The organism is Methylocaldum marinum, assembly GCF_003584645.1.
Lineage (GTDB): Bacteria > Pseudomonadota > Gammaproteobacteria > Methylococcales > Methylococcaceae > Methylocaldum > Methylocaldum marinum.
Genome location: NZ_AP017928.1, coordinates 4566125 through 4580601 on the forward strand (window position 1 = coordinate 4566125; position 14477 = coordinate 4580601).

Here is a 14477-nt window from a genome sequence, read left to right on the forward strand (position 1 = left end):
GCGCGGGACCGATCCTGCCTGCATGGATTTATTGACCCGGCCCAAAATAACGTTCGCCCTGAGCTTGTCGAAGGGCACTCGGCTTGGGGTTTCGGCAAGCTCAGCCCGAACGGAATCAATCGGTTACCGTTCGTCCTGAGCCTGTCGAAGGACTTAATCAGAGCTTCCTTAACGGCATTGCCCTAAGGGCTGGAGATTTCCTTGAGTCCTCTCAGAAACGCCAGCAAATCTTCACGTTCCTCACGGCTTAACATCACCGGCCGGTCCTGTTCGCGGCTGCGAGAATACCATTCCCTTTCAACGGCCTCTTCGAGAGTGGCGATACTGCCGTCGTGCATGTAAGGGGCCGTGCTCGCCACGTTACGGAGGGAAGGCGTCTTGAAACTTCCCAGGTCGGCCGGATTCAGGGTGACCGCAAAGCGCCCCAGCGCCGCTACCGCGGTGTCGGACGAAATCCAGCGGTCTCTTTCCTCGAGGGTGGCCTTGGCTACGGTTCGGCTCAAAAGCGCCAAGCGCGGACGCAACTGATCCAGGCCAACGCCCTCGCTGTGAAACTGGCCGTCCGTCAGCGGCGCCGCCCGCTCCCCGATGTGATGGCATTCGGCACACCGCGCTCGGCCCCGGAAAAGCGTAAGACCTCGTTGCTCGGCCGGGGGCAGCGCCGAGGTTTCCTGTTTGAAGAGAAACCGATCCAGAGGAATATCGCTCTGTTCCAGACTGCGAACGTAAGCGCTTAAGGCTTGGGCCACCCGCGTGGACGTCGCTTGTTGCGGCGAAATTCCGAAAGCGTCGGAAAACAAACGCGTGTATTCGTCCCGCGTCCGTATCCTGTTCAAGAGGTCGGTGGTATCGCTCAACCCATGTTCGCGCGGATTGAAGAAGGGATCGAGTACCTGATCTTCCAGGCGGGGTCGGCGCCCGTCCCAAAACTGAGCTTCCGTATAGACCGCGCCCCGCAGAGATGGTGTGTTGCGCGTTCCCTTCCTGCCTTCGACGCCCTCGGCAACGGGTTTGCCATCCGCAAAGGCTTGGTCCGGCCGATGGCACGAGGCGCAACTGACGGTACCGTTCCGGCTTAATCCGGTGTCGAAAAACAGAGTGCGGCCTAAGCGGGCCAGCACCATTGGGTTCGTCGAAGGCGAAATCGTGCGGCTTGAATTCGACTCGCGCCTAAGGGTATCGGAGCTTGGCTGGCCTAAGATCCGGGTGCTGATCAGAGAAGTTGCCAGCAACCCCACAATCACAAGGATTCTTCTAAAACGGCGTCTCGTCGGAAACCACACGATCGATCTCATTTCGTCTCGACAAACAGGAATGCATACATCGGCTTTGTTCAAGGATTGCAGCAGTCGAGGCGAGCACCTTCGGAGGCGCCTTGTAATTAAAGACTTCCCTACTACACTTCTTCGCCAAAACGGCGGCCCTCGTTTTAGTGCCGGAGAGGACGGGAGAGGGAGGTCATGGCCGTTTCCTTCCCTTCTCGAATCCCCGATGTCGGTTGCGTCGCACAAGACGCCCCAATTCTCAACCCATGTTATCCGTATAGAGGTCGAACTGTGGAGAAGCCCCAGGAAATGCTTTTGGGCCGTTGGCCGATCTTGCTGCGCCGATTTTTGGGGCAAGGGCTGAAAACCCGAGCGATGGGGTGGGTGGTTTATGGGATCTTGATCGTTTTCGGTATTACGCTCGCGCGAGCGGATATCCAGTATGTGTATGATGAATCCGGCCGCCTGGACGAAGTTGTCGACACCTCCGGCGATAGCGCCCAATACCGATATGATGCCAGCGGCAAAATCGAGGCTATCCTGCGTTATGTGTAAACAAAAGGAGTAATCATGTCGAACTACAAACAACTTCGCAATTTTAAAAAGGAAGAGCTTATTTTCACTGAAGCGGAGGCTCGTAATATACTCAAATTCATATTCGAGCCAGCAGATCACGTAATAATTGAATCGCTCACCGTAACTGATGAAATAATAGGTTTTGCTCAAGGTCTCTTACTAGAGGCAATTGATGCTTCTTATGCGGTGGGGTATGTGGCGGCAATATTTAGAAGCACGACGAACCCAACTAAGGGCGCTATAGAAATAATTAAGGGTTTTGGCAAGAAAGCTGCCTTCCACTGGTTTAAACATGCAACAGCTCATGATCTGCAAGATGCGAAAATATATGAGTTTGTTCGGCTTGAGATAGCGAGGCGATTTAGAACCCCGCTGAGAATTCTTGCAAGTACAGCTTCGCTGGAAAAACAGCCAGGCGCTTTTCTATCCTACAACAGGCCATCTGTCAGCCTGGTAAAAGCGTGGGGCTGATTCTGTGAAAATAAAAATTACGGCGGGCATTATATTGCTTATCTCAGGAGTTGTCGGGCTAACGTCATACGACCTTTCGAATATGGATACTGAGACAATAATATTATGCTCTTCAAATGAAGGAGGAGTACTAATACCGGGAAAAATATGTGAATACTATATGTATAATCACAGAAATATTAAAGAAGATGTTGAGCAGCTAGCTAGTGGCGCTAGCTTAGCTTTCATTTTAAATGGGAATAGCGAAAAAAAGTACAAAATAGCAGAATTCTTTATTTCAAACGGCCTTGATGTTAATGGAGTCAATCATTACGGCGACTACAATCTAACGCCAATTTACAGTTCTGTGTTGTTAAATGACGTTGTGATGGCTGAATTTTTATTAAAGCATGGTGCGGATTTAAGAATAAAACCTCCGTCGGTAAATATGAACCCATTAGAGTTTGCGCGATCGCTTCAAGAAAAAGTGCCATCAGTTGATAGAAGTAAAATACTAGAGCTTTTGGCCGATCGAATGAAAAACACATAACAATCGCATGCACTCGGATAGCAAAAAGGCGGCGCTCCTCGTTCCTCGTCGCTCTGCTTTTTGCTGCCGGTGATGCGAAAGGTTATGCGGCCGGTGAGGTGACGATCGCGGAATTCACGCCGAACCGGGGGCCGGTCGGTACCACGGTGAGGATTTACGGCGTAGGGTTCAGCGCCACCCCGGCAAGCAATACCGTCCAGCCCGGGTAGGATGCGGTGACGGAGGAGGAACCGCATCATTCGAGTTCGGTAAGCGTTCGGCGGTACCCGGACTTGTGGTCGCAGTGGCGAACGGTTAAGTGGTCGCTTGTTACGCCCCGGGCAGCTTGCAGTTGTGAGGAAGCAGGCTGTCGATGTCCTTCTGCTTGGTGGAAGGCAGGCGGTTGAGGACATCCTTCAGATAGGCCTCCGGATTGATGCCCAGCTCCTTGCAGGTCTGGATCAGGCTGAAGACGGTGGCGGCGACCTGGCCGCCCTTGGGCGAGCCGAGGAACAGCCAGTTCTTGCGGCCGATGGTCAGCGGGCGGATGGCCCGTTCGCTCCGGTTGTTGTCGATCTCCAGGCGACCGTCTTCGGTATAGCGCTCCAGCGCCGGCCAGTTCTTGAGGGCATAGCCGATGGCCTGGGCAGTGGGGGTCTTGGGCGCCAGCTGGCGCAGCCGGTCTTCGAGCCTGGCCTTGAACTCGGCCAGGATCGGCCGCGCCTGTTCCTGCCGTAGCTTTCGGGTGCCTTCGGCGTCGAGTTGCTGTTCCTTGGCCTCCCGTTCGATGGCGTAGAGCCGGCCGATGTACTCCAAGGCCTCATGGGCGCTGATGCGCTTGCCGTTCTCGGTCTGTCGGGCAATCTCGAAGAACTTGCGGCGCGCATGCGCCCAGCACGCCACTTCCAGGACCTTGCCTGCGGCGAAGATCTGGTCGTAACCGGCATAGGCGTCCGCCTGCAGGTAGCCGCTGTAGCCTTCCAGTTTGGCCTTGGGATGCTTGCCCGCCCGGGTTTCGGTGTGGTCATAGACGACGATGGGCGGCGAGTGGCCGGCGTATACCCAAAACCGGGTTTCCCGCGTCTTGCCGCGGTCCTGCACCGCCACAGTGGTGTCGTCCGAGAAGATCACCGGCTGTTGCTTGAGCAACGCCAGCATCCGCTCGACCAAGGGCTGCAGCTGCCAGCCGCTCTGGATGACCCAGTCGCACAACGTGGTGCGGGCAATGGGGACACCCTGGTGGGCAAAGATTTGCTCGATGCGGTACAGCGGCAGGTGATAGCCGTATTTGGCCATCAGCAGATGTGCCAGAAGACCCGGCAGAGGGATGCCCTGCTCGATGATTTGCGGCGGGGCCGGTACCGTGGTCAACTGCCCTTGGCACTTCGCGCAGGCGCACTTTTCCCGCCGCGTTTCCACGACCTTCAGTTGCGCCGGGACGTAATCCAAGCGTTCGGAGCTTTCGTAGCCGATCACCGGCCGTTCCTCACCGCAGGCAGGACACTGCCGGTCTTGTGCCGACAACGGCAATACCACGATCTCTCGCGGCAGATGCGCCGGCAGTGCGGTGCGCTTCGGTTGATTCTTGGCGGGCGATTGCACCACCACCGTCTTGAACGCCACCGGACTGGCGACGGGGGCGTCCTCGGGCACCTCATCCCACAGCGGCAGTTGGTCGATGTCGGGGAGGGTCGCCAGTCGCTCGGAACGGGCGCCGAACAGCAGCTTCTTCAGCTGCGCTAGGTCGAATTCCAGCCGTTCGATGCGCGCCTCGCGCTGGGCCAGGGTGGCCTTTAGAGTACGATTTTCTTCGGCGAGAGCGGCGGCATTCATGGCTGCCATTATACCCGGTGGACCACCCGAAAGCCCAGCTCTGATGCGGGTTTTAGGCACTTTCGACTCAGCCGACCCGACCCGCGCGAACCGCGCGGAAACGGGCCACCGTCAGGTCCACGCCTTCCAGCAACAGCAGCAGGTCCGAGCGCGAAATCGTCCCCTGAACCGGCTTGCGGAAGCGGCCTTTCTCCAGCCGCTTGTAGGCCAGCCAGAAACCGTGACGATCCCACCACAACAGCTTCACCTTGTCCCGGCCCCGGTTGAAAAACACGAACACCGCACCCGATAACGGCGAATGCCCCAGACTGCTCTCCACCGCCAGCGCCAAACCATCGATGGACTTGCGCAAATCGACCGGCTCGGCCACCACATACACCGCCGCCGCACTCAGAATCGTCGCCAGCATCACGAGACCAATGCGGCCACCACCTGCTTCAACAACCCGGCATCGAACCCCGGTTTCACCTCGATGCGAACCCCGCCCACCGACAACCACAGACCACCGACTGCTGTCTCACCGCCATCTACCCGCATCAACGTCAGTGGCGCCACCACCGCTGGCTGCGCTACGCGTCGACGCCAGTAGATGAACGCCGCATAGCTGACCGCCTCGCGCGCACACCAAGCGCGCACCGACAACCCACTCCCTGCCTGTTGCTCCAGCAGGACCCGCCAATGCATCTCTCGTTCTTGTTTCGTCATCGCCATCTCCTCCTCTTCGGGAATATGGCGATACTGTGACTCAGGCGCTAATCGGTGGGAATTATGCGGACAGCCGGACGCTTACGTCGGAGGCACCCATGATAGCGAAGAATGCGGGTAATGCTGCGGGAGCCAAGGGGTGCCGGTTTGAGATCATCCCGAAGGCCGGATGGACAGCTTCGAAGCTCAACCGGGCAACAAGGCAGCGGGAACCGACAAGGTCAGTCAAGCGGAATACGCACAGGGCGTGGAAGAGCGGATTAAAGCGCTTTCAGCCGGACTACGTAGTCTCAATTACCGACCCCAACCGGTTCGGCGTGTCTATATTCCCAAGGGCAATGGAAAGCAACGGCCATTGGGCATGCCTTGCTTTGAAGACCGGCTCGTACAACATCGCCTGTCCGGGATACTGCAAGCGATCTGGGAGCCTGAATTTCGCAACTGTTCGTACGGGTTTCGCCCGGATCGTAACGCACATCAAGCGCTTGCGCGGTTAGGCGAGAGGGTCACCAATCACAACACCCAATGGCTCGTCCAGGCTGACATCAAAGGATTCTTTTGTCGTGGGATCGGTTTAGCGAAGTCCTGTCAAGCTGGATGCCATCGTTGCGAATCCGGCACAATCTATACCCCAAACCACTGTGGACGACTCAAGCTGGGAGCCGGATGGTGTAACGCTCCAAGTCCGGTTCTGCGGGGGCTGCGAGACGTACTGATTCATCGGGATTCTCGTAGCTACTCTCCCGATCACGCGTGATTACAAGATCTGGCCCCATTGGTGTGCTCACAACTCGCCCTCGGCGGAGATGGCCCGCGGACGGCCGGCATGGCTGGGCTTCGGGGCCAATTGGCCGGTTTCGATGAAGAGCTTCTTAAACACGTGAACGGTGTTCGGACTGACCCGGAACAGCGCGGCCGTCTTGCGTACGGTGTGCGTCAGGGCGTAGCTGAACATCCGGGTTCTCAGATCGAGTGAGTAAGCTTTCATGACACGACTCCAAGGTGATGTTCATCCTTCGACCGTCAGTAGTCGCAAAAATTTAAATTTGATGTAGCATCAGTTGGGATACTCGCTAGGACATTTAGCGCTATTAGCAAAGTCTTTTTTATTATCGACAAAAAGAACATGAATTTTGTCAATTAACCAACGACCATTGCTTGAAATATATTTAAGACTAAAAATCAAAGGAGAATTTTCTTCGTCATACCCATTGACAGTAAGGCAACCATCTTGCTCATTCATTTTCTCATAGTGGCTATCTATATTAACCATATAACTCTTGAAAAGTAACTGACTAGCTGCATCTGGATTTGATTGGTAATCCCTGCCAAGCAGGGAATGGCTAAAGAAGTTACTAGCCACTTCAATAATATTATTTTTATTCGCAACATTCTCATACTGTGAAAATTCTTGATACAGCACAGAAGAAGAATTGTGCACGGTAGCGCAGCTTGTCATAAACAGAGCAAGAACGAGGCCAATAAGTACATTTTTCATCCTCAGTGCCCCATTATTTTCTGCAATTCCATGTCATAGGCATGGTGCCGCCCCTTTAGAGCCCGAGCAGCACGACACAGCAGGCCGGAACAAGATGTTATCAATTCTTCTAAGTCAAAATCTCCTAAGATCGACAATTTTATGTATTCCAAATCAAAGGTGGCGGTATAGCCTACTTTCATTCCATCCTTGTTATTGAAGTTTACGCTAACTCGTTTAATTTTAGCTCCTATCTTCTCGAGAACTGGTGTTCCACTGAATGTCAAAACCCCCGCCGAACCTGACAGTGTGGCGTTGCCATTTTGGTCTACAATCAGCTTTGCGTTGCCTTTTTGAACCATGATTTTGACTGTCATACCTTTATCTTTTGAATATGCCAACTCAATAAGTTTTGCAATTGTTATCTTTGCTTCTGTTCTTTCAAGATCCATAAGTTTCTCCTTGGTTTTAGCATGTAATGTTAACGTCTAAGAATTTATCCATCTTGCGCCCCAGCTTCGATGTCACGTTAGGACCTAACACGAGCGCACGACGGATAAATGCTTAGACGTTTGATAGGTCATAGATCCAGTCGACACTTAAACTGAGAGATAATTAGTGTCTGTAAGAAAACTCGATTTTTTCATGGTTTTGCTGACTCACTGGGAGTCACGTCAGCCGTTTTTCGGCCCAGGCCAGCCTTTTTTCCCGCCAGGCGCACTCCATGATGCCAATTTGCCATTTGGGGGCAAATTTTGGACGCACCTTTCCTGCACTTCGGGATTTTTCTGCCATCAGCCCTGTCTTTAGGCCGCTTTTTTATACGGCCCTCGTCGTCGATCCGCCGCTTGTTGTTCTTGCTCGCGTAAAACGGCTCCCAGGCGCTGAATGTTGCGCGCCACGACCGCGAGGGCAACATAGCGCTTGAAGCCGTCAATGCCATGATCGGGACATTTGTCCAGGCCATGCACACCGAGTGCATTGATTGCCGATTCAACAGCCGAGTGTTGGCGGCGCAGGCGGACAAATGTCGGGTCGGATTCGCGGACTTTGTCGGCTTCCGATAGCCGGCCTTTTTTCGGCAATATGACGTTTTCCAGGTGTTGCTTGAGCTCGACCTGATTACTTGGACTGTGAAAGCCCTTGTCCAAGCGGATGGCCGTTACTGCCGGAAAGCGGGTTTGGCTGTGTTCGACCAGGGACACGGCGATTTGATCGTCGGTGGTTTTTTCCATGACTTGATGGTGTAGGATGAAGCGGTGTTGATCTTCGACGACCGCCACCCGCAAGCCCAATTCGACCGGTACGCCCGCCTTGCCTTTGCTGATCCACTCGGTATGGGGCTGAAAAATGGAAAAGACTTTTTCGCCATGCGGAATGGTTTCACCTCGCAGGACGCGGCGACGAATCTGGTCGATCTGCCGCTCGGCATGCGCCAGGTAGGCATCAAGGTCTGCCAACATCGGTGTCGGTAGGCCATGCGCTTGGTTCAGGCGTTGCCGGGTAGCATGTGCCCGTTGCTGATAGGCTTCAGCTTGGTCGAGATAGGTCTGATAAGCCGTTTCGATTTGCGCCTGCTTGGCCTGCCGCTTGGCTTCATCTTGTGAGGTGGAATGCTTGAGCTTTTGAATCAGACGGTAGCTTTTCTTGAAACACCGCAAGTGATAAGCGCTTTGCCGCCATTCGGTCAAATCCAATGTATCGCAGAGTGCCGCACAGGTTTGAATGGCTTTGCGAATCGCATCCCACAGCAAGTTGGTATCGGTGGGGAAATGCACGTGGGTTTTGACCACAAAGGAATCAGCGCGGGCTTTGAGGCTTTCCTCGGCGTTTTTTTTTAACAGCGAGTGCCCCGCGTTAACCACTTCCTGGTTGATGCGGTCCAATAGCTCGGGCGTGAACAAGCTGACGTTGTCCCGAATCGTCTGCAACTCGTACTCCTGCTCGTCCAGCCAATCGCTATGCCCCAGCATCTGCCGGATCGTCTTGTGTTGGTTGGCCAACTCTTGAATCCGGTCGTAATCCGCATCGAGACCCAAGCGCAGTACGCCCAACACCCGTATCTTCCACTGCTCCATGCCAGGCCGCCCGGTTTGGCGGTTGGCTTTGCCTTGCCCGTTCGCACGGTCAGGTATCATCTCTTCCAGAATGGCAAATACCCGCTGACGCAAGCTGACCTCGGTATAAATGTATTGCAGTCCACGCAGTAATTGAGGGATGTCATCGCGCGATTTGGGATCGAGGACGATGGCGGCAATATCGGTTTCACCGAATTTGAGTTGTGGCTGAATGACGGTACGCATACGATTTCGGGTAACGAAGATTTTGGTTTTTAGGTGGTTGCAGGCTGATTTTCGCCCGAAATAGGGCAAAACTGGTGTCAGAACAACACATCTTCGTGCTGCGAAATAATTATAATACATTGATAGTTATGACTTTAATTGATTTCCGTTCAGGCACTAATTATACATTGTAGTATATAAACGAAATGGTGGTGGGTCAATTTAGTGGAAAGCAGTGGCGATTAATGAAGAGGCCGATCACCCCATCGTGAAGCAACTCAGATTTTGAAAAGCAGAGCGTTTTGCGAGTTAAGCGCTTGATGCGAGTGCGTAACAAAAGGTTTTTGTTTTCGATCTTTTGCGTATATTTCTTACCAATGACGTGCTGGTTTGCCGGAATGAACGCCGCATAGCTTGGCCAATCATCGGTGTAATAGGTTCGAATATTGAAAACGCGCAGATTGGCGATCAATTGTTCGCAAACGTCCTCTTTGCGCCGCCCAAACACAAATGACAAAATGCATCCGGTGGCGGCGTCGATGGCGTACCAGAGCCAACGTTGGTTCTTCTTGCGAGCCACATAGCTCCACTGTTCGTCCGCCTGAACATCCATCGGCGAATCAAAGAGATGCCTGATTTCCACGGCGATTTCCCGAGAGCCGATGTAAGGATTCACCGTGACCACTTCGGTGGACTTTTTTTCAGTGTAGACATGACTGTGTTTTTCCCAATCCCGAGAACACGAGCGGTATCTCGAATACCACTGCCATTCATCGCCATGTCAACAATCTGTTCTTTGATACCGGACTCGTAGGCCCGGTAAATGTATTCGGTCTTGAAGGTGCGCCCACAGTGCTTGCAACGAAAGCGGGGGTAACCACTCTGTGTACCATAGCGCACCACATCGGAACTTTTACAGTATTTGCACGGAATCGTTTGATAGGCCATTGGTCCAGTCAATGCTTAAGCTAAGAAATAATTGTACATTGTAGTATATAAACTACTTAAACCCACCACCAACGAAATAAACCCACCACCCATCGCGAAAATCTTCTACAACTCGGCTTTCGGATTCCAACAAAGCCCGCGTAGGATGCGGTGACGAAGGAACCGCATCGTTCGAGTTCGTCTTCCGATGCGCTCCAATCGCCAACGGTCATCCGGGGAAGGGGTTGGCCGGCGCTCCCGGCCAAGCCGTTTGCGATTGGAGCGCCCGGATGACCCTTCCAATCGCAAACGGTCGCTTTAGTCGCGACCCTTCCAATCGCAAAGGAGCATCAACGGGGTCAGGTCTTGGTTGCGGCTGGGCAATGCTGCACATTCTAGCGGGTGAGAATCCCGCCCCAGTAACCGCTAGCCACGGGCTGGGTATCGAGCCTTGCAGGCGAACTGGTAACAGTGCGCTTGATGCGTAGGCACGAAAGCAGGCGAGGAGCCATGGTAACGGATCATGCCGACCGTGAAGGTGTAGAGTCCCGAAATGACCGCATTGGAAAGGGCCGATGGTATCAAGACGCCAGCAGGCAACAGCGCGACCTTGGTTATGGTGAGAATGTCGCGACCACCCGGGATCGTAGGCCGCTTCGAGCCAGACAATAAGAATGGGCAGTAACCCAGGAGATCCCCTCGTCGGCGCGTAGTCTGCGCATGTCCCGACAAGCCTGAATAGCAAGGACGGAAACAGGGACGAGAGGAAGTCGGAGGCACCCATGATAGCGAAGAATGCGGGTAATGCTGCGGGAGCCAAGGGGTGCCGGTTTGAGATCATCCCGAAGGCCGGATGGACAGCTTCGAAGCTCAACCGGGCAACAAGGCAGCGGGAACCGACAAGGTCAGTCAAGCGGAATACGCACAGGGCGTGGAAGAGCGGATTAAAGCGCTTTCAGCCGGACGACGTAGTCTCAATTACCGACCCCAACCGGTTCGGCGTGTCTATATTCCCAAGGGCAATGGAAAGCAACGGCCATTGGGCATGCCTTGCTTTGAAGACCGGCTCGTACAACATCGCCTGTCCGGGATACTGCAAGCGATCGGGGAGCCTGAATTTCGCAACTGTTCGTACGGGTTTCGCCCGGATCGTAACGCACATCAAGCGCTTGCGCGGTTAGGCGAGAGGGTCACCAATCACAACACCCAATGGCTCGTCGAGGCTGACATCAAAGGATTCTTTGACTATGTGGCTTGCTTTACGAGTGAAGCCGATGCACGGCGATTCATGGATGAGATGGCGGAACGGCTGGCCGAATTGGGGCTGGAAGTCGAGCCGAGTAAAACCTGCCTGCTACGCTTTGGCAACAGGGCAGCGACAGACTGCCGTAAGGATAGCGTGAAACGAGCACCGGCTTTTAACTTTCTGGGCTTTACACACTACGTAGGCAAAAGCCGGAAGGGGCGCTTTGTGCTCGGGCGTAAAAGCCAGCGTGAGCGGATCGTCAAGAAGCTGAAGGACGTGGGCGACCGGCTATCGGCGCTACGTATCGAAGGAGGTCAAGCGATGATGGATTATGCCAGGCGCCACCTGCAAGGGCAGGTCGGGTATGATGCGGTTAGCGGTAATATCCGCCAAGTACGCACCTATGCCTACCGGATCAGCCGGTTGCTATTCAAAGGGCTAAACCGGCGCAGCCAGAGGCGCAGTGTGTCGTGGGATCGGTTTAGCGAAGTCCTGTCAAGCTGGATGCCATCGTTGCGAATCCGGCACAATCTATACCCCAAACCACTGTGGACGACTCAAGCTGGGAGCCGGATGGTGTAACGCTCCAAGTCCGGTTCTGCGGGGGCTGCGAGACGTACTGATTCATCGGGATTCTCGTAGCTACTCTCCCGATCACGCGTGATTACAAGACCTGACCCCATTGGTGTGCGTTGGCAGGTTTGAAGTTCGGGTTTATCATTACGGTCAGGGGCTTCGCCGATACTCCGTGAGCGGCGCGCCTTTTACCAACACGTTAGGACTTTTGCGCGTAAGTGACCGCTCCCCCTCGTCGGGCTTCGTGGCGGATCTGGTGGGTAGCAGGTTCCTGTGGTAGCGTTCATTTGGCAGGCATGCCGCTCCCGGTGCAAGGAAAGTCCAAAATAACAAGGAGATACGTTAATGCTGAACCTTAATCTTAGGCCTGCCGACAAGGACGCAATTGAGCGATTCATGGAAAATGCGTCGGAAGAGGATATCAGCGCATTTGAAGAGATGCTTAATCATGCATCGAACGATCCTCGTTGGGTCCGATACTTTCGCGCCGCTTACAACCAACCTATAACGTGGTGGATGGGAATCATCCAGATACAGATGGTTCTCGGCTGGTGGGGGCGAGAGCACCAGGTGCGCGCTCAGATTCGCCAAAGTCTCATATCGAAAGCGCTTGCTACGGCACTTGACGAGACCAACAGGGAAAAGACGGCAGAGACCTCTTGGCGATTTCTAAAGATCGCCGTTCGGCAACCTGAATTCTACGGGCGGCTACACGGCGGCATATTTACAAACTACGCTACTACAGGAGGGCGGTACGGATCCTCGCGGCTGCCATTCTGGAAGGTGATGGCTCCGGCCGCCGTTACCAACTTTATAATCGCCGGTTTCGGAGCAGTGGTCGGCATATCGTCCCATGGTATACGTTCGCCCGAAGACCTAATCTCGGCAATATTGTTTGGCGAGGTAAAACATCTGGATAAACATAGTATCCCCTTGCCGCCGGGCTGGGAAAACGAGCTGGAGCAGAGCGGGTCCGGAGCGGCTGTTTGGAGTCAGCTTAACACGATGAAAAAGCTGAACCGGATTGCACCGCAACCGGTTCCGGTGGAAACGTTCTGTCGGAACTCTCAGAACCGGGAGTTTGCTTTTTGCAAACCCTACCAAGGGTGATCGGGTGATGGACCTAATCACTCTTCTGTCAAACAAGAAGCGCTTGGCGGCGTTTTTTCCGCTGACCGTAGCATTTTTCGCTGCCGGCGTCTTAGGTTTCGCACGCTTTCCCGTTGTTACGGGCCTCGCCCTGGGGCTGATGATGTTACTGATGTTCTTTGAAGGTGCACTTCCTACATCTGCAATTCATGCGCGGTTGGTTCACTTAGCACTGTCGTTGGGCCTGTTCGGCGCGATGCTGTGGTCCGTGCTGCGTGGTTGACCGCGTGCGGTGGGTGGCGTCGTTGCACTGCGGGCCGGAAGCGTAACGAAGCGTAAGCATCCTTGAGATTTGTTGCCCACGGTCCCACTTGGTCACGCTCTAGGAGCTGATGGGGTGGTCGACTGATGTTGCAGCTAACCGATTCTGAGCGCCAGGCGTTGGAGGCGCTGAGCCGGTCACGGCTGCGTCTGGAGGCCGATCAGGCCCGCGCGACCTTGCTCAGCGCCGAGGGCTGGTCGAGTGCTGCGGTGGCCGAGGTGGTCGCCGCGCGCGCCGAGGGGCTGCGGGTGCGCCACTCGCCGTGGCGGCCCGGCCATCGTGGCGAGCGCACGCTCGCCGAGCTTGAGCGCATTCTGGATGCGCCACGGGCTGCCAGCGGTAAAACAGGGTCAGTTCTAACATTCCAACATTAATCCCGGTCATTCTGCTCCAATCTTCGCACAGCTCGGCTCACCGTCATATATGCGCGGAAACGGGGTCAGGTCTTGGTTGCGGCTGGGCAATGCTGCACATTCCAGCGGGTGAGAATTCCGCCCCAGTAACCGCTAACCACGGGCTGGGTATCGAGCCTTGCAGGCGAACTGGTAACAGTGCGCTTGATGCGTAGGCACGAAAGCAGGCGAGGAGCCATGGTAACGGATCATGCCGACCGTGAAGGGGTAGAGTCCCGAAATGACCGCATTGGAAAGGGCCGATGGTATCAAGACGCCAGCAGGCAACAGCGCGACCTTGGTTATGGTGAGAATGTCGCGACCACCCGGGATCGTAGGCCGCTGCGAGCCAGACAATAAGAATGGGCAGTAACCCGGGAGATCCCCTCGTCGGCGCGTAGTCTGCGCATGTCCCGACAGGCCTGAATAGCAAGGACGGAAACAGGGACGAGAGGAAGTCGGAGGCACCCATGATAGCGAAGAACGCGGGTAATGCTGCGGGAGCAAAGGGGTGCCGGTTTGAGATCATCCCGAAGGCCGGATGGACAGCTTCGAAGCTCAACCGGGCAACAAGGCAGCGGGAACCGACAAGGTCAGTAAAGCGGAATACGCACAGGGCGTGGAAGAGCGGATTAAAGCGCTGTCAGCCGGACGACGTAGTCTCAATTACCGACCCCAACCGGTTCGGCGTGTCTAAACCGGCGCAGTGTGTCGTGGGATCGGTTTAGCGAAGTCCTGTCAAGCTGGATGCCATCGTTGCGAATTCGGCACAATCTATACCCCAAACCACTGTGGATGACTCAAGCTG

Annotated in this window: 19 protein-coding genes; 9 read left to right on the forward strand and 10 right to left on the reverse strand. The window is 54.8% G+C overall.

Translation table 11 applies throughout. The features are described from left to right. Positions 1–182: 182 nt before the first annotated feature. Entirely contained in the window at positions 183–1124 is a 942-nt protein-coding gene (locus sS8_RS20390; protein ID WP_170161192.1) for a cytochrome-c peroxidase, read from the reverse strand. 432 nt (positions 1125–1556) lie between these two features. Between sS8_RS20390 and sS8_RS20395 the strand changes: the two genes are divergently transcribed. From sS8_RS20395 to sS8_RS27770, 3 genes are read left to right on the forward strand one after another with little or no spacing between them, the layout of a single operon-like run. After that, entirely contained in the window at positions 1557–1820 is a 264-nt protein-coding gene (locus sS8_RS20395; protein ID WP_170161193.1) for an RHS repeat domain-containing protein, read from the forward strand. A gap of 15 nt (positions 1821–1835) precedes the next feature. After that, positions 1836–2312, forward strand: a complete 477-nt coding sequence (locus tag sS8_RS20400; protein ID WP_119631373.1) for a hypothetical protein — start codon at positions 1836–1838, stop codon at positions 2310–2312. A gap of 4 nt (positions 2313–2316) precedes the next feature. Next, positions 2317–2841: an ankyrin repeat domain-containing protein gene (locus sS8_RS27770; protein ID WP_145986630.1), complete on the forward strand. Its 525-nt coding sequence runs from the start codon at positions 2317–2319 to the stop codon at positions 2839–2841. Positions 2842–3150: 309 nt separating this feature from the next. On the opposite strand, the gene tnpC is transcribed toward sS8_RS27770, so the two are convergent. From tnpC to tnpA, 3 genes are read right to left on the reverse strand one after another with little or no spacing between them, the layout of a single operon-like run. After that, entirely contained in the window at positions 3151–4662 is a 1512-nt protein-coding gene (tnpC, locus tag sS8_RS20405; protein ID WP_119631374.1) for an IS66 family transposase, read from the reverse strand. Positions 4663–4720: 58 nt separating this feature from the next. Next, the gene (gene tnpB / locus sS8_RS20410) at positions 4721–5062 is read right to left on the reverse strand and encodes an IS66 family insertion sequence element accessory protein TnpB (protein ID WP_119627852.1); all 342 of its coding nucleotides are present in this window, start codon (positions 5060–5062) and stop codon (positions 4721–4723) included. Beyond that, entirely contained in the window at positions 5062–5364 is a 303-nt protein-coding gene (gene tnpA, locus sS8_RS20415) for an IS66 family insertion sequence element accessory protein TnpA (protein ID WP_119627851.1), read from the reverse strand. The genes tnpB and tnpA overlap by 1 nt, the downstream gene beginning before the upstream one ends. Positions 5365–5527: 163 nt before the next feature. On the opposite strand from tnpA, the gene sS8_RS20420 reads away from it, so the two are divergent. Continuing rightward, positions 5528–6115, forward strand: coding sequence for a reverse transcriptase domain-containing protein (locus sS8_RS20420; protein ID WP_119631375.1), 588 nt, complete (start codon positions 5528–5530; stop codon positions 6113–6115). A 27-nt stretch (positions 6116–6142) separates the two neighbouring features. Here sS8_RS20420 and sS8_RS20425 read toward each other — a convergent pair whose 3' ends face one another. The 6 genes from sS8_RS20425 to sS8_RS30180 all read right to left on the reverse strand — a co-directional run bounded on the left by sS8_RS20425 (position 6143) and on the right by sS8_RS30180 (position 10065). Then, entirely contained in the window at positions 6143–6346 is a 204-nt protein-coding gene (locus sS8_RS20425) for a hypothetical protein (RefSeq protein ID WP_119631376.1), read from the reverse strand. Between the two features lie 69 nt (positions 6347–6415). Then, on the reverse strand, positions 6416–6856 hold the full coding sequence (locus sS8_RS20430; protein ID WP_119631377.1) for a hypothetical protein: 441 nt from the start codon (positions 6854–6856) through the stop codon (positions 6416–6418). A gap of 2 nt (positions 6857–6858) precedes the next feature. After that, positions 6859–7287: an LSm family protein gene (locus sS8_RS20435; RefSeq protein WP_119631378.1), complete on the reverse strand. Its 429-nt coding sequence runs from the start codon at positions 7285–7287 to the stop codon at positions 6859–6861. A gap of 217 nt (positions 7288–7504) precedes the next feature. Continuing rightward, the gene (locus sS8_RS29645; RefSeq protein WP_269461472.1) at positions 7505–7630 is read right to left on the reverse strand and encodes a hypothetical protein; all 126 of its coding nucleotides are present in this window, start codon (positions 7628–7630) and stop codon (positions 7505–7507) included. A gap of 11 nt (positions 7631–7641) precedes the next feature. Next, positions 7642–9138 (reverse strand): ISNCY family transposase, encoded by a 1497-nt coding sequence (locus sS8_RS20440; protein WP_119631379.1) that lies wholly within the window; start codon positions 9136–9138, stop codon positions 7642–7644. A gap of 196 nt (positions 9139–9334) precedes the next feature. Then, a protein-coding gene (locus tag sS8_RS30180; RefSeq protein WP_119631380.1) for an IS1 family transposase occupies positions 9335–10065 on the reverse strand; the annotation gives its coding sequence in 2 pieces (ribosomal slippage) (positions 9335–9801 and positions 9801–10065; 732 coding nt in all). Positions 10066–10897: 832 nt separating this feature from the next. Here sS8_RS30180 and sS8_RS20455 point away from each other — a divergent pair. From sS8_RS20455 to sS8_RS28300, 5 genes are all read left to right on the forward strand, one after another. Next, complete coding sequence (locus tag sS8_RS20455; RefSeq protein ID WP_119631381.1) at positions 10898–11872, forward strand: reverse transcriptase domain-containing protein; 975 nt, start codon at positions 10898–10900, stop codon at positions 11870–11872. 339 nt (positions 11873–12211) lie between these two features. Next, complete coding sequence (locus sS8_RS20460) at positions 12212–12976, forward strand: hypothetical protein (protein WP_119631382.1); 765 nt, start codon at positions 12212–12214, stop codon at positions 12974–12976. 4 nt (positions 12977–12980) lie between these two features. Beyond that, positions 12981–13238, forward strand: a complete 258-nt coding sequence (locus sS8_RS20465; protein ID WP_232020372.1) for a hypothetical protein — start codon at positions 12981–12983, stop codon at positions 13236–13238. A 125-nt stretch (positions 13239–13363) separates the two neighbouring features. Further along, positions 13364–13651: a hypothetical protein gene (locus sS8_RS20470; RefSeq protein ID WP_145986631.1), complete on the forward strand. Its 288-nt coding sequence runs from the start codon at positions 13364–13366 to the stop codon at positions 13649–13651. A gap of 559 nt (positions 13652–14210) precedes the next feature. Next, positions 14211–14366 carry a hypothetical protein gene (locus tag sS8_RS28300; RefSeq protein WP_170161195.1) on the forward strand — a complete coding sequence of 52 codons (156 nt, stop codon included), beginning with the start codon at positions 14211–14213 and terminating at the stop codon, positions 14364–14366. Positions 14367–14477: the final 111 nt, after the last annotated feature.

Bases quoted from the DNA above. Each gene is read 5' to 3' on its own strand.
- sS8_RS20390 (WP_170161192.1), bottom strand. From the start codon at position 1,124: ATGGTGCTGGCCCGCTTAGGCCGCACTCTGTTTTTCGACACCGGATTA.
- sS8_RS20400 (WP_119631373.1), top strand. From the start codon at position 1,836: ATGTCGAACTACAAACAACTTCGCAATTTTAAAAAGGAAGAGCTTATT.
- tnpC (WP_119631374.1), bottom strand. From the start codon at position 4,662: ATGGCAGCCATGAATGCCGCCGCTCTCGCCGAAGAAAATCGTACTCTA.
- tnpB (WP_119627852.1), bottom strand. From the start codon at position 5,062: ATGCTGGCGACGATTCTGAGTGCGGCGGCGGTGTATGTGGTGGCCGAG.
- tnpA (WP_119627851.1), bottom strand. From the start codon at position 5,364: ATGGCGATGACGAAACAAGAACGAGAGATGCATTGGCGGGTCCTGCTG.
- sS8_RS20420 (WP_119631375.1), top strand. From the start codon at position 5,528: ATGGACAGCTTCGAAGCTCAACCGGGCAACAAGGCAGCGGGAACCGAC.
- sS8_RS20425 (WP_119631376.1), bottom strand. From the start codon at position 6,346: ATGAAAGCTTACTCACTCGATCTGAGAACCCGGATGTTCAGCTACGCC.
- sS8_RS20430 (WP_119631377.1), bottom strand. From the start codon at position 6,856: ATGAAAAATGTACTTATTGGCCTCGTTCTTGCTCTGTTTATGACAAGC.
- sS8_RS20435 (WP_119631378.1), bottom strand. From the start codon at position 7,287: ATGGATCTTGAAAGAACAGAAGCAAAGATAACAATTGCAAAACTTATT.
- sS8_RS29645 (WP_269461472.1), bottom strand. From the start codon at position 7,630: ATGGCAGAAAAATCCCGAAGTGCAGGAAAGGTGCGTCCAAAATTTGCC.
- sS8_RS20440 (WP_119631379.1), bottom strand. From the start codon at position 9,138: ATGCGTACCGTCATTCAGCCACAACTCAAATTCGGTGAAACCGATATT.
- sS8_RS20455 (WP_119631381.1), top strand. From the start codon at position 10,898: ATGGACAGCTTCGAAGCTCAACCGGGCAACAAGGCAGCGGGAACCGAC.
- sS8_RS20460 (WP_119631382.1), top strand. From the start codon at position 12,212: ATGCTGAACCTTAATCTTAGGCCTGCCGACAAGGACGCAATTGAGCGA.
- sS8_RS20470 (WP_145986631.1), top strand. From the start codon at position 13,364: ATGTTGCAGCTAACCGATTCTGAGCGCCAGGCGTTGGAGGCGCTGAGC.
- sS8_RS28300 (WP_170161195.1), top strand. From the start codon at position 14,211: ATGGACAGCTTCGAAGCTCAACCGGGCAACAAGGCAGCGGGAACCGAC.